The organism is Peptoniphilus sp. HMSC075B08 (assembly GCF_001815405.1).
In the GTDB taxonomy this organism is placed as follows: domain Bacteria; phylum Bacillota; class Clostridia; order Tissierellales; family Peptoniphilaceae; genus Peptoniphilus_A; species Peptoniphilus_A harei.
This window is the reverse complement of record NZ_KV820452.1, coordinates 24669-44736: the sequence shown is the minus strand read 5'-3', so window position 1 is coordinate 44736 and position 20068 is coordinate 24669. Positions and strand designations below refer to the sequence as shown.

General features: G+C 32.0%; 17 protein-coding genes. All 17 read right to left on the bottom strand.

What is annotated here, in order from left to right; translation table 11 throughout:
- Positions 1-6: 6 nt before the first annotated feature.
- The 17 genes from HMPREF3023_RS05860 to recJ all read right to left on the bottom strand — a co-directional run bounded on the left by HMPREF3023_RS05860 (position 7) and on the right by recJ (position 20048).
- Positions 7-2478, bottom strand: coding sequence for a penicillin-binding transpeptidase domain-containing protein (locus tag HMPREF3023_RS05860; protein ID WP_070701658.1), 2472 nt, complete (start codon positions 2476-2478; stop codon positions 7-9).
- Positions 2479-2488: 10 nt separating this feature from the next.
- Positions 2489-2896: an FtsB family cell division protein gene (locus tag HMPREF3023_RS05855; RefSeq protein ID WP_070701656.1), complete on the bottom strand. Its 408-nt coding sequence runs from the start codon at positions 2894-2896 to the stop codon at positions 2489-2491.
- Position 2897: 1 nt separating this feature from the next.
- Complete coding sequence (gene rsmH / locus HMPREF3023_RS05850; protein ID WP_070701654.1) at positions 2898-3836, bottom strand: 16S rRNA (cytosine(1402)-N(4))-methyltransferase RsmH; 939 nt, start codon at positions 3834-3836, stop codon at positions 2898-2900.
- Complete coding sequence (gene mraZ, locus HMPREF3023_RS05845) at positions 3836-4264, bottom strand: division/cell wall cluster transcriptional repressor MraZ (protein WP_070701652.1); 429 nt, start codon at positions 4262-4264, stop codon at positions 3836-3838. The genes rsmH and mraZ overlap by 1 nt, the downstream gene beginning before the upstream one ends.
- A gap of 306 nt (positions 4265-4570) precedes the next feature.
- Complete coding sequence (locus HMPREF3023_RS05840) at positions 4571-6007, bottom strand: ATP-binding protein (protein WP_070701650.1); 1437 nt, start codon at positions 6005-6007, stop codon at positions 4571-4573.
- On the bottom strand, positions 5991-6662 hold the full coding sequence (locus HMPREF3023_RS05835; RefSeq protein ID WP_070701648.1) for a response regulator transcription factor: 672 nt from the start codon (positions 6660-6662) through the stop codon (positions 5991-5993). The genes HMPREF3023_RS05840 and HMPREF3023_RS05835 overlap by 17 nt, the downstream gene beginning before the upstream one ends.
- Positions 6663-6867: 205 nt before the next feature.
- Positions 6868-8019: a TraB/GumN family protein gene (locus tag HMPREF3023_RS05830; RefSeq protein WP_070701646.1), complete on the bottom strand. Its 1152-nt coding sequence runs from the start codon at positions 8017-8019 to the stop codon at positions 6868-6870.
- Between the two features lie 18 nt (positions 8020-8037).
- A complete protein-coding gene (locus HMPREF3023_RS05825) occupies positions 8038-9000 on the bottom strand; it encodes a hypothetical protein (protein ID WP_070701644.1) in 963 nt (320 codons plus the stop codon).
- Positions 8993-9676 (bottom strand): hypothetical protein, encoded by a 684-nt coding sequence (locus HMPREF3023_RS05820; RefSeq protein WP_246829188.1) that lies wholly within the window; start codon positions 9674-9676, stop codon positions 8993-8995. Before HMPREF3023_RS05820 ends, HMPREF3023_RS05825 begins: the two co-directional genes overlap by 8 nt.
- A 142-nt stretch (positions 9677-9818) precedes the next feature.
- Positions 9819-10241, bottom strand: coding sequence for a SoxR reducing system RseC family protein (locus tag HMPREF3023_RS05815; RefSeq protein ID WP_070701641.1), 423 nt, complete (start codon positions 10239-10241; stop codon positions 9819-9821).
- Between the two features lie 14 nt (positions 10242-10255).
- Complete coding sequence (aspS, locus tag HMPREF3023_RS05810) at positions 10256-12031, bottom strand: aspartate--tRNA ligase (RefSeq protein WP_070701639.1); 1776 nt, start codon at positions 12029-12031, stop codon at positions 10256-10258.
- Positions 12032-12174: 143 nt separating this feature from the next.
- Positions 12175-13710, bottom strand: a complete 1536-nt coding sequence (locus tag HMPREF3023_RS05805; RefSeq protein ID WP_070701637.1) for a Mur ligase family protein — start codon at positions 13708-13710, stop codon at positions 12175-12177.
- Between the two features lie 2 nt (positions 13711-13712).
- Positions 13713-15041 carry a coproporphyrinogen dehydrogenase HemZ gene (gene hemZ / locus HMPREF3023_RS05800; RefSeq protein WP_070701635.1) on the bottom strand — a complete coding sequence of 443 codons (1329 nt, stop codon included), beginning with the start codon at positions 15039-15041 and terminating at the stop codon, positions 13713-13715.
- Positions 15038-15664 (bottom strand): MBL fold metallo-hydrolase, encoded by a 627-nt coding sequence (locus HMPREF3023_RS05795; protein WP_070701633.1) that lies wholly within the window; start codon positions 15662-15664, stop codon positions 15038-15040. The genes hemZ and HMPREF3023_RS05795 overlap by 4 nt, the downstream gene beginning before the upstream one ends.
- A gap of 8 nt (positions 15665-15672) precedes the next feature.
- Complete coding sequence (gene dtd, locus HMPREF3023_RS05790) at positions 15673-16122, bottom strand: D-aminoacyl-tRNA deacylase (protein ID WP_070701631.1); 450 nt, start codon at positions 16120-16122, stop codon at positions 15673-15675.
- A 4-nt stretch (positions 16123-16126) separates the two neighbouring features.
- The gene (locus HMPREF3023_RS05785; RefSeq protein WP_070701629.1) at positions 16127-18274 is read right to left on the bottom strand and encodes a RelA/SpoT family protein; all 2148 of its coding nucleotides are present in this window, start codon (positions 18272-18274) and stop codon (positions 16127-16129) included.
- Positions 18258-20048, bottom strand: a complete 1791-nt coding sequence (gene recJ / locus HMPREF3023_RS05780; RefSeq protein ID WP_070701627.1) for a single-stranded-DNA-specific exonuclease RecJ — start codon at positions 20046-20048, stop codon at positions 18258-18260. Before recJ ends, HMPREF3023_RS05785 begins: the two co-directional genes overlap by 17 nt.
- Positions 20049-20068: the final 20 nt, after the last annotated feature.

Genomic DNA, 20068 nt, shown 5'->3' with positions numbered 1-20068 from the left:
TTTAACCTAATTCCTTTTATTGTTTCTATTTTCCTTCTTATTATTTGTGTTTTTCTTAGATTTTTTAATATCTTTTTTATTTCTTTTATCTTTTTTTGAATTTTTATTTTCTTCTAAGTTTTTCTTGTTTTTTAAATTTGTTTCATTAGAAGAGTTATTAGTATTTTTATTAGTTTCGTCACTTATATTTTCTTGGTCTCTTTTTGAATAGTTAAGGGTCACACTTTCGTTTCCACTTAACTTTTGACCAGGTCTTGGACTTTGCGATATAAAGTCGCCATTTCCCTTGATATTATACTCTAAATTCATGGAATTTAAAATAGATTGGCTTTCTTTTCTAGTCTTCTTGCTAAGGTCCGGCATTATTAAAATACCACTGTCCTTATCATTTACGGCAAGATCAATTATTGTATCTTTTAAGACATAAGAGCCTGCTGATGGACTTTGATTAGTAACAACAGAATATGGTAAGACATTTTCTGAATTGTTGTTAAACCTAAGTCCAGAATCAATTAATATCTTTCCTGCATCTTCAAGAAGGAGTCCTCCTACATTTGGAACAGAAATAAACTCATCTTTTTCATCAACTTCTTCAGTTTTTTGAATTTTCATATAGTTAAGAGACTTTTCCAATACATCTTGAACTACTGGAGCTGCAACTACACTACCAAGTATCCCTCCCTTAGGATTGTTAATAACTACAAGAACTGTTAGCCTTGGATCATTAAGTGGTGCTACGCCAACAAAGGATGAGTTATAAGCTTCAAGATATCCTGTGGGTGTAGCGATATTTGCAGTACCAGACTTACCACCAACTATATAACCTGGAACCTGAGCGCGTTTACCTGTACCATTTTCCACTACTCTTCTCATCATCATCTTCATTTTATCAGAAGTTTCTTCTGAGATTACTCTTCTCCTAAGTTCAGTCCTTTTTCTATCAATTACATTTCCATTGGCATCTACCATTTCTTTGATAAGTGTTGGTTTATTTAAATAACCACCATTGGAAATTGCACTTACTGCACTTATAAGTTGTAAAGGAGATACGGCAATTGAGTGTCCATAAGACATTGTTGCAAGATTAACCTTGCCTATATCTTTATAAGAACTTGGAACTATACCAGTTGATTCCCCATAAAGCTCTATTCCAGTTTTTTTACCAAAACCAAAAGCCTTTATGTATTTAAGAAACTTTTCAGCTCCTAGGTCTTGACCAACTTGGATCATAGTCATATTACATGACTCTTCTATTGCCTTTGCAAGGGTCTTTTTTCCTCTAGTGTTACTAGTACAAGTTAATTTGTTGTTACCCATTACCATAGCCCCATTACATACATATTGGGAGTCTGGTTGAGCTGCATTTTCTTCTATAGCAGCTGCTGCTGTTATAAGTTTAAAGGTTGAACCTGGTTCATACTGATCATTGACGTTAAAGTCTCTCCAGTTATCATAGAGAATTTCCATCTTCTCTTCTTCAGTTAACTTGTCCCATTCCTCTTCCTGCTTTTCATTAAGAGGTGCTCTAGGATCATTTAGGTTGTAGTCATCCTTGGTTGTCATAGCTAAGATTTCTCCAGTCATAGTATCCTGAACAATAATGGAAACCTTGTCTGCCATATTTTCTTTTTTTGCATTCAAAGCTGCAGTTTCTGCAAACTGCTGGATATTTGAATCTATGGATAAAACCACTGAGTAACCTTCTTTAGGTGCATAAGTTTCTTCATCTGTGAGAGGAATCTTGTTTGATGCATTATCTTTTAAAGATACATTCTTACCAGAAATTCCTGATAATTCTTCATCATAGGATGCCTCAATCCCATATTGACCTACATTTTCATCATTTGTAAATCCAATAATATAGGATGCCAAATTGTTAAAAGGATAAAGCCTTCTAGTTACATCGTCAATAGACATTGGGATTAGGTTTGATTTTTTATTATCTTTTTTTTCTTTATTTTCCTTGATAATTTCTAATTGCTGGTCCTTAAGTTCTTGAGCCTTGCCTCTTTCAATGTTAGTTGCAAGCCTTACAACCTTGTCGCCCTTCATCTTAGATCTTATTTCCTCGTAATCCACACCTATTGTATCAGAAATAATTTTGGCATCTTCATCGTAGAGCCTTTCTTTTCTATTTTCAAAGTCACTTTCACTTTCATTTTTTCTTTCTTTTAAATAATTCATGTTATAAAAAACATTACATTTAGTGACATTGATTGCCATTTCTTTATTATTTCTATCGTAGATTATACCTCTGTTAGAGTTTATAACTTCAGTCCTAGTTAGTTGGTTTAAGGCTGAAATAGTCAGTTCTTCTGACTGAACTATTTGGATCCACAGAAGTTTACCAATTAATATTACAAATAAAAAAGCTAGAAAGATAAAAAATACAAATATGAATCTGTTGGCATTATTTGTCTTTGCCTTAAATCCACCTCTATTTTTTCTATCTCTAGCTTTCCTTTTATTAGTTTTCAATTATATCCCCCTAATCTCTTGTAAAAGACCTAAGGACAGAGACAATCGGACTCAAAAATACGTTGTAGTTAATGTCTGCCAAATTTTCTTCTTCCCCTGAATCAATGTAAACTATTTGGTCTTCAGAAGGATAAACCATACCAAGCTTATACATTGCTTCTTCTGCTATCTGAGCAGATGATTTTACAGCTTTAATATCGCCTACAAGAGTTGTTTTTGTTTTATTTAATTCTTCAATTTCAGCCTTTTGCCTAAGGATTTCCCTGTCAAGACCTGCAATCTGTGAATACATAATGAGTACAGCTGCAAATACCATAATTACAATTGCCATAGTCAAAATAAAAGGCTTGTTTTTTAAAAGTTGATTTCTATATATATTATAACTTTTATTTGGATTTTTAGTTAATCTTTTTGCCATTTTACACCTCTAATTTTTCGGCAATCCTTAATTTGGCTGAATGAGACCTGTTATTTTCTTTTAACTCGTCTTCACTTGCAGTTATAGGCTTTCTTGTTATAATTTTAATTTCTTTTTTCTTGTCACAAGTACAAATTGGTGCAGATGGAGGACAGATACAATCTTTTTCCAAATATTTAAAGGAATTTTTTACTATTCTGTCTTCTAGTGAATGAAAAGTTATAATTGCAATTCTTCCACCTGGGTTAAGTCTTGTTACAAATCTTTCAATAGAATCCTTTAGAACATCAAGCTCTTTATTAACTTCAATTCTTAAAGCCTGAAAAGTTCTTTTGGCTGGATGGGGTCCATTTCTTCTAGCACCTGCAGGAATTGCTTTTTTTATAGTTTCAACAAGTTCAAAAGTAGTTTCAATTTCCTTACTCTTTCTCTCATCTACAATAAATTTGGCAATCCTTGCTGCCCACTTTTCTTCTCCGTATTCCTTAATAATTCTTGTAATTTCGCTTTCACTGTAGTTATTTACAATATCTCTTGCAGAAATTTCAAGGTCTTGGTCCATTCTCATATCAAGTGGAGCATCAAACCTATAAGAAAAACCTCTCTCTGGATTATCAAACTGATAGGAGGAAACTCCAATATCAAGTAAGACTCCATCAATCTTATCAATTCCAAGTTCATCAAGAGCTTTTTCAAAATCTATGTAATTTAAGTTAAAAAATTCTACGTTTTTATATGCTGAAAGTCTATCTTTAGCAACTTCAAGAGCTTCTATATCTTGATCAATTCCAATTAAAAGTCCAGTCCCTTTTAATTTTTTAAGAATTTCACGGCTATGACCTGCACCACCAAGAGTTCCATCGAGGTAAATCTTTCCCTCTCTAACATTTAATCCTTCAATTGTCTCATTTAAAAGAACACTTTTGTGTGTAAATTCCATTATATTCCCAACTCCGACATTTTTTCAGCAAGCTCTTCATAGGATAGAGCTTCTTCTTCATTGTACTTATTCCAGTTTTCTTCAGACCAAATTTCTGCCCTATTTGAAAGACCTATTATTACGCACTTGTCTATAAGGTCTGCATATTCTCTTAGGTGCTCTCCAATTAATATACGTCCCTGCTTATCAAGTTCGCAGTCAATAGCACCTGAGAAAAAGGTTCTCACAAAGGACCTAACAGCCTTGTTAGTCATTGGGAGTTCCTTTAGTTTATTCTCAATTTTTTCCCATTGGTCACTTGGATATAAAAATAGACAGTCATCTAGACCCTTAGTCATAACAAATGATGAAAGGTCTTCTCTAAACTTTGATGGAATTGTTACTCTTCCCTTGGGGTCGAGATTGTGTCTGAATTCACCAATTAACATAAATATTCTCCACTTTATTCCATTTTAACTATTTTTTACTCCACTTTGTTCCACTTAAGTTAATTTTACTACACAAAGTCCCCATATTCTAGTCTTTTAATTAGTTTTAACAAAATAGGACTATAGGCCCTAAATTTTTATTTAGAATAAATAATGTTTTCATAAAATACAATTTTTCTTGTCAGTAAAACAAATTTCTAATTTTTTAATAATCAATCTTAAAAGTAAATTTATAATTAATTGCAAAAAATAAATTTTTGCACAAAAAAATCGACTATCTCTAGTCGATTTAATCTTTTTATAAAATTATTTGCTTCCAATGAAATAAAAATCAGATCCTTGTCCTAATTTTGAATGAACTCCATAATCAAATCCATGAAGTTCCATTATTGTCTTGACAATATAAAGTCCAAGACCAGTTCCTATTTCAGGTCTTGTGTGGTTGTCACGAACCCTATAGAACCTATCCCATATTCCCTTTACATCTTCTTCGCTAATTCCTATTCCCCTATCAATACAGTGAAACTCAGTTTTATTTTCGTCGCTCTTTATGACTAATTTTATTTCCTTATTGACTGGTGAATAATTTATGGCATTGTTAATTAAATTATAAATTACCCTGTTTATTTTAGACCTATCAGCTAAAATTCTTGTATCTCCAGAAGCTTCAATAGTAAATTTGTATTTTGCAAAATCCTTATTAATCTTAAACCTATCCAGGACTTCTTCCACAGATTCTCTAAGATCATATTCCTCTTTCTTTATCTCTTCCAAGTTAGATTCTATCTTTGACAAGTCTAACAAGTCATTTACAAGAGCTGTCAGCTTGTCGGCCTCACTAATGATTGTCTCCAAGTGTTTGTTTCTCAAGACTTCGTTGGGACCTGATATATCTCTAATCATTTCACCGTAGGACTTTATAACTGTCAAAGGGGTCTTTAAATCATGACTGACATTGGCCACAAGATCTTTTCTCATTTCTATTGTCTTTGTAAGTTCATTTTTTGCATAGTTAAGAGTATTGGACAAATCGTCAATTTCTGTGTATTCGCCCTTCCTAAATTGAACCTTGTAGTCACCCTTGGCAAGCTCCTTGGCAGTATTTGACATCCTAACAAGAGGTCTTGAAAGTCTTTTCGATACAAAATATGCCGTGATGGATGCAAAAATCAGTGACAAGAAAGAAATTATTATAAGAATTCTTCTAATTACATCAACTGTTGCATCCACTGGCTTTAAAACTGAATTTATATAGAGGTAATAGTCTTCTCCATCAGTTTTTCCAAGATAGCCTGCATAAATTATTGATGGGTCCTTAAGATTTTCATACCTAACTGTATAAATTTTATAAGTTCTATTGTCTCTACTTAAGGATCCAAAAAATTTATCAAAATTTTCCCAAATCATCCTTGGTCTTTCTACAAACTCATCAAAAAGTCTTAAGGGAAAGACCCAAGCACCATTTTCATCTAGAACTTTTATCTCAAGTCCCTTAGTGTTGGCATAGTTGGAAAGCTTAGTTTCAAAATCTTGAGACTTGTATTCACTCCTAAGTTCGTTACCAACCTTTGTAACTTCACGAATTTTCATGGTTTCATAAAAACTAGAAAGGAAGACTGTTTGAAAGAGCCAAATAGAAATTAAGATTAGTCCAGCAAAAAAGACAAAATACTTCCACAGCTTAAATAATATGCTGTTTTTATCAATTTTTATCTTCTTCACTTCTTTAATTTCTCGTATCAAACTTGTATCCCACTCCTCTTACTGTAATAATAAATTTTCTATATTCTTTTATAGAGTTTCTAAGCATCTTTATATGAGTATCAACTGTCCTATCTTCCCCATAAAAATCATAACCCCACACTTGATTTAGGAGCTTATCACGAGATAGGGCAATATTTTTATTTTTTACCATGTAAACCAAGAGGTCATATTCCTTTGGAGTCAGGTCTACTATTTCATCATCTACAAAAACGACACGACCATCTAAGTCAATTTTTAGCCCCTCAAACTCCATAGCTTGATTTTCTTCAACCTTGTTATTTCGGTTTACAATAACATTTAGCCTTGCCATTAATTCCTTTGGAGAAAAAGGTTTTGTGACATAATCATCAATTCCAATTTCAAATCCAAATAATTTATCATATTCCTCGCTCCTTGCTGATAGCATTAAGACAGGAATATTTTTTATCTTTTTTATTTCCTTGTAGGATGAAAAGCCATCAAGTCTTGGCATCATTATATCCATGACAATTACATCAAAGTCTTCTTCTTTAACCTTATCTATAGCATCAAGACCATCTACAGCTTCAACTACTTCGTGACCTTCAAACTCTGCGTAGGTTCTTATAACTTCTCTTATGCTTTTTTCATCATCCACTACTAAAATTTTAAACATTTTATCACCAACTTCATTATAATAATAATTTGTGAATTTTTGATGAAGACTTTGTTAAGCCTCATCTTATAATTTATTTATATTTACTCAATTATATCAATAAGCAAAAAATTTTGTGCAAATCTTTTTTATTAAATGAAAAATAAAAAAGCCTGCAAGAAGATGATATGTACACATCAAAATCTTACAGACTTGTAAATTTTTATTAAATTATACTTTGAATAATTTTTGATCCAGCTATGATAGTTCCAATTGATGAACCTAGGTTAGCAAGTATTACAACTAATAAGGCCTTCAAAAACTTGTTGTGAATCCATGACTTAATATTAAAGATATCATCTGGAATATTATTTACGTCCTCAACTGTTGGCTTCTTTAGACTTGCTTCAACTAAACCTGCGAACCAACCACAAGCTAGAACCGGATTAATTGATGTGAAAGGAGCAGCAACAAAGGCCGTTAAAACACTAAGTGGATGTGGAAGACATAGGGCTGTAAAGATTGCTGAAAAGACAGAGTTAAATATAAACCAAGATTTTATTTGTGAAAATCCTGTATCCATACTTTGCTTAAAGCCCAGCACAATTAAAATTACAATTAAGGCTGGTATAATCCAAGGAAGGAGTTTTCCCATAAAAGACTTTGGTGGAACCTTATCAAGTTCTTCTATGTCTTGGTCCTTAAAGACCTCTTCTTCAACTCCTGGAGTATGAGCAGCACCAAGGATTGCTACAACTTTATTACCTGGAGCATTTTTAATATTGTAAGCAAGATACTTATCTCTTTCATGTAAAAGAGTCGCTGCAATTTGAGGGTAGTCCTTACCCATATCTTCTATGGCAAGCTCAAGATTGTCTCTTTCGATTAATCTTTGAAGGTCTTCTTCAGACACATCTTCATCGTCATCAATAGACATTAGTGAGAAGAATAATTTTATTTTTTCAAAGAATCCCATCTTTCTCCAAATTCTCATAAAAGTTGTTTGGATACTTCTATCAGCTAGGACCAAATTAATTCCCATCTCTTCGGAAGCCTTCATACCTTCCATCATTTCTTGTCCAGGTTTTGTCTTTAGTTTTTTTGCAATATTTTTTTGATATGATGAAAGGATGAGGTTAGCAATTAAAAGCGTAACCTTCTTCTCCTTTATAATATCTATAATATTTGTATTTTTCCAAGCCTCAGGATTTTTTAAATTTTTATACCTTTGGTCATCAAGCTCAATGCAAATTGAGTCAGGATTTTCTTCTTTTATAGTTTCCCTAACTAAATTAACACTTTCTTGAGAAACGTGAGCCGTAGGTATTAAAATAATTTCCTTTCCTTGGTAATCTATTCTAATTAATTGTTCCTTCATTTTTCTCCTAAAAAGAGTTTATTCTTTTTCTTCACTTATGGTGTAGGCTTTTTCATCTACACCCCTATAATAATTTGTAGTTAATTTCTTTTCTTCAATTTTTTCTGTCATAAGTATTTTGTCATTTGATTTAAATTTATTAAGTCCATCTTCGTTTATTATTTCATATCCCTTTAAATAGTTAATTGATGAGTTTAAAATATCAAGACAAAGGGCATTTAATATGTCTTCTTGGCTGTCATTCTCTTCCTTATCTTTTGAAGAATTATCATCAGTCAAATTTTTATTTTTAGAAATTTTATTTAAACCATAAATATTTTCAGACACTTCTAATAGATTTTCTTCTTTTTTTAAAATTGAATCTTTTTCATCCTTTAACCTGGAAATCTTTGAAGAGTCATTTAATAAAATGGACTTAAGTAAATAATTATCACCATTTAATAAATAGTCTACAAGTCCAAGATTCTCATAAGCCTTGATATTATGTTTGCCTATAGATTTATTTAAGTCGTAAGTATAACGTGAGTCTATAAAAAATGGCAAAATGGATAAATTGTCTTCAATGTCCTCCCTACTTAAGTCCTTATCAATAAAGTTTCCATTAAGAGGAAGGTAGGAATTTATTTTTTCCCTTGATAATTCAAAAGATTTAAAATTTTTATTTTCTTTAAAAGAAATTTTAGAATCTTCCAATTCTTTGTTGAGGCTTTCTATCTCTTTGGACTTATTTTTTAAAACATCAAACTTCTCTAGTTCATTCTCAATGACTTCAAGTTTTGTATTCTTCAAGTTTATATCCTGACTTAGGTTTTTTAACTTATCTTCACTTTTGTCTTTTTTGTCGATTAAAGAAGAGTTTTCCCTAGTTAAATTAAAATATGAAGACTCCATTTTTTTTAAATTTGAAAAACCAAGATAAGAAAGCATTAAACTTAGAATAATAAAAACAAAAGAAAAAAATGTTTTTATATTTTTACTCATCTTTACCACTCTTCTCTAAGGCTTTAATAATCCCATAATTTTTGTAATATTCAGAAACTTTCTCATCGACGAAATCTTTTAAATATCCTAATTTTTCTGCAGACAAGTCACCTGTTTTGTATGACCTTTTCTCCATCTCTCTATAAATATTTAACAAGTTATTTAGATCAACATAGATTTCAGATAAATTTACCCTTTCATCTTCCATAAAATTATAGATACTTGAAGAATACATAGAAGCATAGAATACAAATAAATTTAACTCATGAGAAGGGCTATTTTGATTTATTATATAAGATGCAAATCCATCTACATCTTTAAAAAGATCATCAAGTCCTAAATCCTTATAAAGGTTTTTACTTTTTTCAAGACTTCTCTCCCTACTAAGAGTTAAGAAGTCATCAACGGCCCTGTCATAATTTTCTTTTTCATAAATATTTGAATTAAAGAAAGCTCCATAGGCCTTAAGTCTTTCCCTTACTTCAGATTTAATCGTCTTATTTTTTTCTTCATAATCTTTCTTGATATTTTTTATTTCATCAGTTTTATTAGCTTCAAATTGATAGCCATATTTCTCGTAAAAATCTTGTGACTTTAAATTAAACTTTATATCTAAGTTATCTATTTCCTTATCCAAATCCTTAGATTTATCTTCCAAGGCTTGTATTTCTTCCATTAGCTTTTTATTTTCAGCAATTAATTTGTTAGAAAATTTTCTATTAGCTAATGAATATAGAAAAAATAGTGAGGACAAAATAAGGATCACTATAGAAAAAATATAGAGAACCTTTTGCCAATTTTTGCTAGTCATTTTTCACCTACATTTTTTCAAGAAGAATGCTGGCTCCACTTATATGTCTATTTTTGTTGTCAATGCTTCTAAGAATAATAAAAGATAGAATAAAGGATAAAATTCCCATTACTAAAGAAAGTACATCTTTATTTCCTAAACCCATCTTGTTGAAAAAATAATAAGAAATAGTAATTGCTGACATAAATAGAACTAGTGGCAAGCCATAAACTAAAAATTTATAAGAAAGCACTGACTTGTCATTGGTTTTTATCTTTACTATATCTCCAACCTTGGCAGAAATAGTATTGTTAAACTCAAAGAGCTCTTGTTCTGATTCAGCACACTTAGCGTTACAAGCCTCGCAAGATTCTCCGCAGGCACTTTCTCTAGTAAATTCTACAAAAATTTTATTTTCTCTTTTAGCTTTTACAATTCCTATGCTTTCCATATAATCACCTTTTCTTATTCTTCAATTACCTTGATATGAACTTCTTCTAATTGTTTTTCTGTAAGTTCTGTTGGTGCACCTGTTAATAGACAAGTTGCAGCTTGAGTCTTAGGGAAGGCTATAACATCTCTTATGCTCTTAGCTCCTGTAAATAACATTACAAGTCTATCTAGACCATATGCAAGTCCTCCATGTGGTGGAGCTCCATATTTAAAGGCTTCAAGAAGGAAACCAAATTTTTCTTTAGCTTCTTCTTCTGAAAGTCCAAGAGCTTCAAACATTTTTTCTTGAACCTCTGGGTCGTTAATTCTAATACTTCCTCCACCCATTTCATCGCCATTGATAACAATGTCATAGGCTTTTGCTCTAGCATTTTCCTTATCACTTACTAGTTTATCTACGTCCTCATCTAGTGGGCTAGTGAAAGGATGGTGCATTGCAACATATCTCTCTTCTTCCTCATCATATTCAAATAATGGGAATTCTGTTATCCAAACAAGTTTGTAGTCATCTTCATCTATTAGGTCCATGTCTCTTGCAATCTTGTTACGAAGGTTACCTAGACCACTAAATACTACAGAGTTTTTGTCAGCTAGGATTAAAATTAAATCTCCTTTTTTTGCATCAAAGGCAGAAATAACTTCTTGCATTTTTTCTTCTGAAATGAATTTTGCAACTGGTGAATCAATTTCATCGTCAACTCTTATCCAAGAAAGTCCCATAGCCTTAAAGTCCTTTACAAAGGATTCTAATTTTTTAACTTGCTTCTTAGAGTAGAAGTCACTTCCACCATCAACCTTAATTCCCCTAACACTTTTGCCCTTTTCAGTATTTCCTTCAAATACCTTAAAGCCACAATCTTTTACTATTTCAGAGATATCCCTTAGTTCCATACCAAATCTTAAGTCTGGTTTATCTACTCCAAATCTATCCATTGCTTCAGAGTATTTCATTCTTTTAATTGGAAGTTCAATGTCCTTATTAATTACTTCTTTGAATAATTTTTGAAGATATCTTTCGTTAAGACTCATTACATCTTCTTCATCTACAAAGCTAAGTTCCATATCAATTTGAGTGAATTCAGGTTGTCTGTTAGCCCTTAGGTCTTCGTCTCTAAAGCATTTTGTAATTTGAATATATCTGTCAAGTCCTGCCACCATAAGTAACTGTTTCATTAGTTGTGGTGATTGAGGAAGGGCATAAAATTCTCCAGGATTAACCCTACTAGGAACTAGGTAGTCCCTTGCTCCTTCAGGAGTTGGCTTAGTTAACATAGGAGTTTCAACTTCTATAAACCCATTTTCATAGAAGAAGTCACGAGTAATCTTATAAATATGTGAACGAATCATGAGATTTTTTTGCATACTTGGCTTTCTTAAATCAAGAGTCCTATATTTAAGTCTCATATTCTCTTGAACATTATCATTGTCCTTAACATAAATAGGTGGAACTTCTGATTCACTTAAGATTTTAAGTTCTGTTGCTAAGACTTCAACCCTACCAGTTTCTAATTCTTCGTTAATTGAAGATCTCATACGAACTTGTCCCTTAACAGCAATTACAAATTCTCCACGAAGGTGAGATGCCTTTTCTAGAAGTTCAACTGATGAAGTATCGTCGAAAACAATTTGTGCAATTCCACTTCTATCTCTTAAGTCAACAAAAACTATGGATCCAAGTGACCTTTGTTTTGCCACCCAACCCATTAGGGTAACTTCTTTTGAAATCATATCTTCTGAAATCTCATTACAATAATTTGTTCTTTTGAGATTTCCCATTTTTTCAGCCATATTTCCTCCTAAAAATTAAACTCCAAGCCTCAAATGGTTTGGAGCTTATTCCTTAATATTTTTATAATCGATTAGCCTTTAATATAGTTTTTTACCATAAAATTCTATTTTAATTATAAAACAAGGCCTTTAAAAATTCAACTTTAACAGATTCTCTTGTCTATTCTATGAGAAAAACCTTCTATGTCTTTAACCTTATTTTCTCTCAAAAGTTTTTCTTTTACAAAGCCTGCCCCCTTATCCATGCCTTGGCAACCTGCAAGGAGTAAGACATCATCATTTTCTAACAAGTCTATTGAATCATTAACAGATTCTTCAAGTGTATCGTAAATTTTACACTCAATATTATTTTTTTCTAAAATATCTTTAAAAACTTTTAGTTCTTCATCAGTGACCCTGTCCTTTTCCTTTACAGTATCTCTTGACAAAGTCGCTGAAAGACTTTTTGGTTTTAAAATTTTTATCCACTTGACTAGTCTTTCTGTAATCTCACGATTTACTTCAACCCCTCTCTTGCCTCTAATAGCATAAAGGATGTTTAGATTTTCATAGTCCATTTCCTTTAAAGTTTCCATTGTTGCATCAATGTTTTTTTCATTGGCAAAATGGTCGTCTAAGATTTTAAATTCTTCGTCAAAGATAAGTTCAAACCTTCTCTCAACTCCCTTAAAATCTTTTAAGGCTTTTTTTATAATTTCTCTATCAATTTCAAGGCAAAGGGCAACTATTATTGCAACAATTGAGTTCATAACTGATGAATAACCAACAGATCCCAGTTCAATTTCAAATTCAGATTTTTCTAAGACAAAGTCTTTTATTTTTATATCCCTATTAATTGTAAAAATAAATTTACCCTTGCCTGTTGAAAGGTCTAAATCTTGAATTCCAAAATCAGCTTCATTATTTTCTAGTGAAAAGCTAAGGACTTGTGCTTTCGTCTTGTCTTTCAAAGAATAAATTATTTCATCATCTGAATTTAAAATTGCAAGAGCTTCTTCTTTTGCATGTCTAATAAGTCTTGATTTAAACCTAAAATAATTTTCAAAACTTCCATGTTGATCAATGTGTTCTCTACCAAGATTGTTAAAAGTCACTATGTCAAAATCAATATTTTTATTTCTATACAGTTCTTGAGCAGATGATGAAACTTCCATTGTCACATCAGTTACGCCCCTGTCCTTCATATCCCTAAAGTAGGACTGAAGAGTTAAGGACTCTGGAGTTGTGAGTACAGATGGAATCACGACATCATCATATCTCGTTAAGACAGTGCCTATCATTCCTGTTTTTCTCTCATCTTCTTCTAATATTGAATCAACCATAAAAGCAGTTGTTGTCTTTCCATTAGTTGCCGTTATACCAATGACCTCCATGTCTTTTGATGGATCTTCATAAAAATTTGTAGCCATGTCTGCAAGAGCAATCCTAGAATTTTTAACTCTTATTTGTTTAATATCTTCATCAGAATAATCTTCTACTATAGCAATTTCTGCACCAAGCTCTTTTGCTTTTTTTATAAATTTATGTCCATCTGTGACATAACCCTTTATGGCAACAAAAATACCGCCTTCAGCTACATCGTCTGTGTGAAAGGCGATATTTTTTATTTCTGTTTCTTTATCTATTTCATAGTTTGCATCAACAATGTCTAAGTTATTTAAAATTTTTCCTAATTTCAAAATTATCTTCTCCTTAAAAAGTCTTCAAGGCTTTTAGAATTTAAATTTCTCTCAAACTTTCCATCTTTATTTAAAATCTTTGTGCTGGCTCCTAGACCAAAACCAATAATATTTTCAAGCTCTTCCATCATCACAATATTATAAATTGATGAATGACCTTCTCTTGCATATCCAATATTTTCTGATGATATTACAGATTTTTTCTGCCTGTAAAGATAATAGGGTTCATAATCATTTTCTATTAATAATTTTTTTGATTCTTCCAAAAGATTTCCAAAGTCTTCTTCATTGTGGTATGAATTTTCAAAAAGTTTGGAACCATTTTTTAGGGCTAAAGTGTGGATTGTGATATTTTCAGGAGAAAACTCAATTGCTCTTTCTATTGAAGATAATATACTTTCTTTATTTTCTCCAGGAAGTCCCATAATCAAATCCATATTAATTATTTCAAATCCAAGCTCTCTTGCTGCTTTAAACCAAAATTCAAAATCTTTATTTGAAACCCTATTTAATTTATTTATCACATCTTCGTTGAAGGTTTGAGGATTAAGAGAAATCCTATTGACACCCTTGTCCTTAAGCATCTTTAGCATTTCAAGGCTGAGGCTGTCAATTCGTCCACACTCAACAGTAAATTCTCTTGTGAGACCAAACTTTTTTATAAGTGAATCAATAATTTTTTCTAGGTTTTCCAATCCAATTGACGTTGGAGTTCCTCCGCCAATGTAAATAGAATTTGCTTCTCCAGGAAATTCAAGCTTGTGAGAATTTATATCCTCAACCAAGTTCTTTGTATAGAGATCCATCTTTTCTTTATTCTCTATTGTTGTATCAAAGGAACAATAAAGACACCTAGATGGACAAAAGGGAATATGGACATAGACATTATATTTATCTATATTTGAGGTAAGTCTGATGTTCTCTTGATTTTTATAAATTTTATATAAAAAATCTCCCTCATCTCTTCCTATCCTGTACTTATCCCATAAAATCTTCATTGACTCATCATAGGAAGAGCCCTCAAAAACTTTTGCTAGAAGTTTTAAGGGCCTCACTCCAGTTAGGATTCCAAAGCTTGAATCAAAATTTTCTTCTTCAAAAAATAAATCAAATAAATATCTTTTAATTGTAAAATGAGCCTTCTCATCTTGGAGCCTAATCATTCCACTAGTATTTATATTTTCTCCAAAGATACTAATAAAAATAATTTGATCTTCTATTTTTATTTTAATGTTAAAGTTTAAATCATTATAAGTTTTTGGAAGCTTCATCCTAAAAAATTCAAAAATAGATTTTTTTAAGCCTTCACTTTCATTTTCTATCTTAATCATAATTGTCTTAAATATGGGTTTGTCATCTTTTCGTAGGAGATCTGAGATTCAGGACCATGACCTGATAGGACATAAATCTCATCGTCAAGTTTTTTTAGTTTCTTTAAGGACTCTACCATTAAGGAGTGGTCTGATTCTGGAAAGTCAGTTCTTCCAATGGATCCATTAAATAGTGTATCTCCTGCAAATAAATAGTTTTCAAATAAATAGCAAACAGATCCAAGAGTGTGACCTGGTGTCTCAATTACTTTAATATTACCTTCTGAGAAAGAAATTTCATCTCCTTCTTTTACAAAGACATCTACTTCAGCTGCTTCAATTTGCATTCCAAAGGCAGAGGCTCTCACTTCCTTTGGACTTTCCAAAAAGGCCCTATCTTCTTTTGAGAGATAAACTGGTGCCTTGTATTTTTTTACAAGGGCTGCAACTGCACCAACATGATCAAAGTGACCGTGAGTCAGTAAAATATATTTTATACTTAAAGAATTCTTTTCAATTGCTTCGATTATATTTTCACTTGATCCACCTGGGTCAACTACAAAAGCATTCTTATCTTCATCAAATAAAATAAAACAATTTTCTTGTAATTGTCCAACAACTAATTTAATAATTTTATATTCCATTATTTCACCTAAAATTCCTTACTTGAATCTAATAAAATAGTAACTGGTCCGTCATTTATAAGTTCAACATCCATATCAGCACCGTATTCTCCAACAGAAACTTTAATTCCTAAATTCTTCATTTCTTCTATAAATTTCTCATAAAGGATTATTCCCTCAGCGAATTTAGCTGACCTAATATATGATGGTCTGTTGCCCTTTCTTGCATCTCCATAAAGGGTGAATTGACTCACCACTAAAATTTCAAGATCATAATCAAGAAGAGACTTATTCATTACTCCTTCTTCATCATCAAAGATTCTAAGTTTGCTAACTTTTTTTACAATATATTCTAAATCTTTTTCGTCATCGTTAACTTCAATTCCAAGTAAGAGCATAATCCCCTTGTCGATTTTAGAAATTATATTATCATCAACAGACACACTGGCTCTTTTTACTCTTTGAACTACTCCTCGCATCTTATCACGCCTTTATCCTATAAACTTCAAGGACATTGTTAATCCTTTTTAGTTTTTCCATTAGTCTTTCTAATTCTTCACTGTCTGTTATTTCAACTGTTATATCAATTACAGCGTCTCCATTTTTTACAACCTTAGCATTTAAATAGGACATACTAAGCCTTGAATCATTGACCCTACTTGCAATGTCAGGAATAACATTTGGTTTATCAAAGGCCCTAATTTCAATAGATGCACTATAGCTGGTAGAATTAGAATTTTCCCATTTAACTTCTACAAGTCTTTCTGGATCTACATTGTTTTGTAGATTTTTGCAGTCCTTTCTGTGAACAGAAATCCCTCTTCCTATAGTTATATATCCAACAATTTCGTCTCCTGGAACAGGTGTGCAACATTTTGCAATCCTAACATTTACACCGTCAACGCCCTTGACTTCTATACCTTGATTGTTGTATCTTTTTTTAGATTCAACAATTTCTTCTATGGCTTTATCATCTTTTTTATAATGCTTGTTATAAATGTCTTGTAGCTTAGCAGTAACTTGTGCAGTAGTTATAGTTCCAAAACCAACAGCTGCATACATCTCGTCAAGACTAAGCATATTTAACTTTTCTTTAACTTCTTCTAGCCAATCGTCACGTAAAATCTTGTGAGTTTCGTAGCCAAGTTTCTTTACTTCTCTCTCAATTGCCTCTCGTCCTCTTTCAATATTCTTTTCCTTGTCTTTAACTTTAAAATATTGTTGGATTTTTTTACGTGCTTGAGGACTCTTAACTATTTTTAACCAATCAAGAGATGGGCTTGTGTTTGGATTTGTAATAACGTCAACTATATTACCACTTTGTAGGGTATAATTGAGAGGGACTATCCTTCCGTTAACCTTTGCACCTACGCAAGTGTTACCTACTTGAGAGTGAATCCTGTAGGCAAAGTCAATTGGAGTTGAACCTTCTGGAAGATTTATTACGTCTCCCCTTGGGGTAAATACAAAGACTTCATCGGCAAAAAAGTCAATCTTTAGGGTATCCATGAAGTCTCCTGGATCATTTAAGTCTTTTTGCCATTCTAATAGTTGTCTTAGCCAAGTTAAATTTTCATCAAAAGCTGTTTCCTTAGATACTCCTGCCTTGTATTTCCAGTGAGCAGCAATACCATATTCAGCAGTTTGGTGCATTTCATAAGTCCTAATTTGAACCTCAAAAGTTTCTCCATTGTTATCAATAACAGTTGTATGAAGAGATTGGTACTTGTTAGGTTTAGGCATGGCAATATAGTCCTTAAACCTACCTGGTATTGGTTTAAAAAGTGTATGAACAACACCTAGGGCACCATAACAGTCTTTTACTGAATGAGTTAAGATTCTAACTGCAGAAAGGTCATAGATTTCATCAAAAACTTTGCCCTTTTTCTTCATCTTTTTGTATATTGAATAGAAATTCTTAGGTCTTCCCTTTATTTCACATTCTATTCCCACATTTTTTAAATTGTCTTCAAGTAGTTTTATAATATGGTTGATTAAGTCTTCTCTTTCGTTTCTTCTCTTGTTGACCATATCTACTAATTCATAGTAACCTTCTTCATCAAGATACCTAAGTGAAAGATCTTCAAGTTCCCACTTAATCCTACTCATACCAAGCCTATCTGCTATAGGAGCATAGATTTCCACAGTTTCAGTTGCCTTCTCAATCTTTTTAGCATCTGTCATGTACTCAAGGGTTCTCATGTTGTGAAGTCTGTCGGCAAGTTTAACGATAATAACTCTTATGTCCTTTGCCATGGCAAGAACCATTTTTCTTATGTTTTCTGCTTGCTTCTCTTCTTTATTCTTGTAGTTTAATTTCTTTAACTTAGTAACACCGTCAACTAAATCGGCTATTTCTTCACCAAATTCATTTTTTACATCCTCAAGAGTTACTTTTGTATCTTCTACTACATCATGAAGAAGTCCAGCGACAATAGTAGCTGTATCCATATTCATATCAGCTAAAATTAAGCTGACATTTAGTGGGTGAATTATATAATCTTCACCAGAATTTCTCTTTTGACCCTTGTGGTTCTCTTCGGCCATTTTGTAGGCACGCATAATTAGGTCTATATCTGCATTTTCATTATAGGATTTTACTTTTTCAATTAATTCATCTATTAATAACATTTTTCTCACCTGTGATTCGATAGCTCTTAATCTTTAGTTGGATATTAACATTGCCGTTGAACTTATTTAAATCAAGATTAAAAACTATATCTATAAAAATATTAGATGGCCTTCCATTTAAAAGACCCTTAACTTCTTCCCTGCCATAGGAATTTGCTAAATTATTTAAAAAAACTTGAGAGTCTTCAAACAATATCCCTGTGTAATTTATATTATCTTGAGATAAGGTCATTTTTAAAAAGTTTTTATTTTTCCCCAAGATATTGAGCGACTTAATCTGTAGGTTTTTAGCACCAAACTTTGGAGCAGAGTTTCCATTTCCAAAGGGAGCAAGAGACTCTATATCATTGACAAGTTTCATGCTAATATATTTTAATTCCAAGTTTCCATCAATATAAACTTTTCTTATTAAATCCTCATTAGTTAGATTTTCATTTTTATCCACATCTCTTATAAAATCATCTAGATTTTCTAGAGGCAGAGACAGTCCACAAGCCATCTTGTGGCCTCCAAAACTACTTAAGTATCCCTTGGATTTAGAAAATTCTTGGAACATATTATATTCTTCAATACTTCTGCCAGATCCCTTAATCAAATCTTTGGAATTACTTAAAACCACACTTGGTCTATAGTATTTTTCTTTAATCTTTCCAGCCACAATGCCAAGTATTGATTCATTTAAGCCCTCTTCATAAACTATTAATACCTTGTGTTTATTCAGTAAATTGTCTTTTTGAATCTTCTCATCAATAATTTCAAAGGCATCACTAGTCAGTCTTTGCCTTTCATAATTTAGGTCCCTAAGTTCCTTTGCTTTCTCAAGGGCTAAAGAATAATCTTTTTCCAAGAATAATTCAAGGGCTTCCTTGGCAGATTCTAACCTTCCACTAGAATTTATTGTAGGTCCAATTATAAATCCAAGATGATAAACATCTATCTCATCTTTTTTTATATCTGCTGCCTCAATAAGAGCATTGAGTCCAAGGTCTTTGGTTGTCCTCAAAAGCTTAAGTCCTTCTGAGACTATAATCCTATTTTCATTGGTAAGGGGCATTACATCACATACTGTTGCTATAGCTGCATAGGGTAAGAACTTTTCATAAAATTCTTCCTTATCCACTCCCTTAATTAAAAATAAATATTCTATAAGTTTAAAGGCAACAACTCCACCACAAATTTCCTTAAAGGGATAGGAGCAAGCATATTGTTTTGGATCTATAACAGCACTTGCCTCTGGAAGCACTTCAATCTCTTTTCCATCTTTTAAAATCTTTGGAACCTCATGATGGTCTGTTATTACAATGTCAATATTAAGAGACTTCGCATAATCTACTGCATCTCTTGCGGCAATTCCATTGTCACAAGTGATAATGCACTTAACTCCATCTTCATGGGCCCTATCTATTAAGTTATTATTAATTCCATAGCCATCTTCAACCCTATGAGGTATGTCGTAAGAAACATCGCCGCCAATAGTCCTTAAGCCTTCATAGAGAATATAAGTTGAAGTCACACCATCAACATCATAGTCACCAATTATTCTAATTTTATTTTTTTTCATCAAGTGACCCAAAATTATATTTGAGGCCTTGACCATGTCCTTTAACAAAATAGGTGAATTTAAGTTAGAAAGACTTGGTTCCAAAAACTCTCTAATGTCTTCTTCTGTATTTATTTCCCTATTGAGTAAAATTTTATAAATAACATTGTTTATGCCTAATTTTTTATAATCGATGCCGGGATCACTTTTGTTTTTTATAAACCATCTTTCCATTTAATCACCACTTTATATAT

Excerpts from the sequence above, each read along its gene's own strand:
- HMPREF3023_RS05830 (WP_070701646.1), bottom strand. The coding sequence starts at position 8,019 with ATGAAGGAACAATTAATTAGAATAGATTACCAAGGAAAGGAAATTATT.
- HMPREF3023_RS05795 (WP_070701633.1), bottom strand. The coding sequence starts at position 15,664 with ATGGAATATAAAATTATTAAATTAGTTGTTGGACAATTACAAGAAAAT.
- HMPREF3023_RS05825 (WP_070701644.1), bottom strand. The coding sequence starts at position 9,000 with ATGAGTAAAAATATAAAAACATTTTTTTCTTTTGTTTTTATTATTCTA.
- HMPREF3023_RS05835 (WP_070701648.1), bottom strand. The coding sequence starts at position 6,662 with ATGTTTAAAATTTTAGTAGTGGATGATGAAAAAAGCATAAGAGAAGTT.
- aspS (WP_070701639.1), bottom strand. The coding sequence starts at position 12,031 with ATGGCTGAAAAAATGGGAAATCTCAAAAGAACAAATTATTGTAATGAG.
- rsmH (WP_070701654.1), bottom strand. The coding sequence starts at position 3,836 with ATGGAATTTACACACAAAAGTGTTCTTTTAAATGAGACAATTGAAGGA.
- dtd (WP_070701631.1), bottom strand. The coding sequence starts at position 16,122 with ATGCGAGGAGTAGTTCAAAGAGTAAAAAGAGCCAGTGTGTCTGTTGAT.
- HMPREF3023_RS05815 (WP_070701641.1), bottom strand. The coding sequence starts at position 10,241 with ATGGAAAGCATAGGAATTGTAAAAGCTAAAAGAGAAAATAAAATTTTT.
- recJ (WP_070701627.1), bottom strand. The coding sequence starts at position 20,048 with ATGGAAAGATGGTTTATAAAAAACAAAAGTGATCCCGGCATCGATTAT.
- HMPREF3023_RS05855 (WP_070701656.1), bottom strand. The coding sequence starts at position 2,896 with ATGGCAAAAAGATTAACTAAAAATCCAAATAAAAGTTATAATATATAT.
- mraZ (WP_070701652.1), bottom strand. The coding sequence starts at position 4,264 with ATGTTAATTGGTGAATTCAGACACAATCTCGACCCCAAGGGAAGAGTA.
- hemZ (WP_070701635.1), bottom strand. The coding sequence starts at position 15,041 with ATGATTAAGATAGAAAATGAAAGTGAAGGCTTAAAAAAATCTATTTTT.
- HMPREF3023_RS05820 (WP_246829188.1), bottom strand. The coding sequence starts at position 9,676 with ATGGAAGAAATACAAGCCTTGGAAGATAAATCTAAGGATTTGGATAAG.
- HMPREF3023_RS05785 (WP_070701629.1), bottom strand. The coding sequence starts at position 18,274 with ATGTTATTAATAGATGAATTAATTGAAAAAGTAAAATCCTATAATGAA.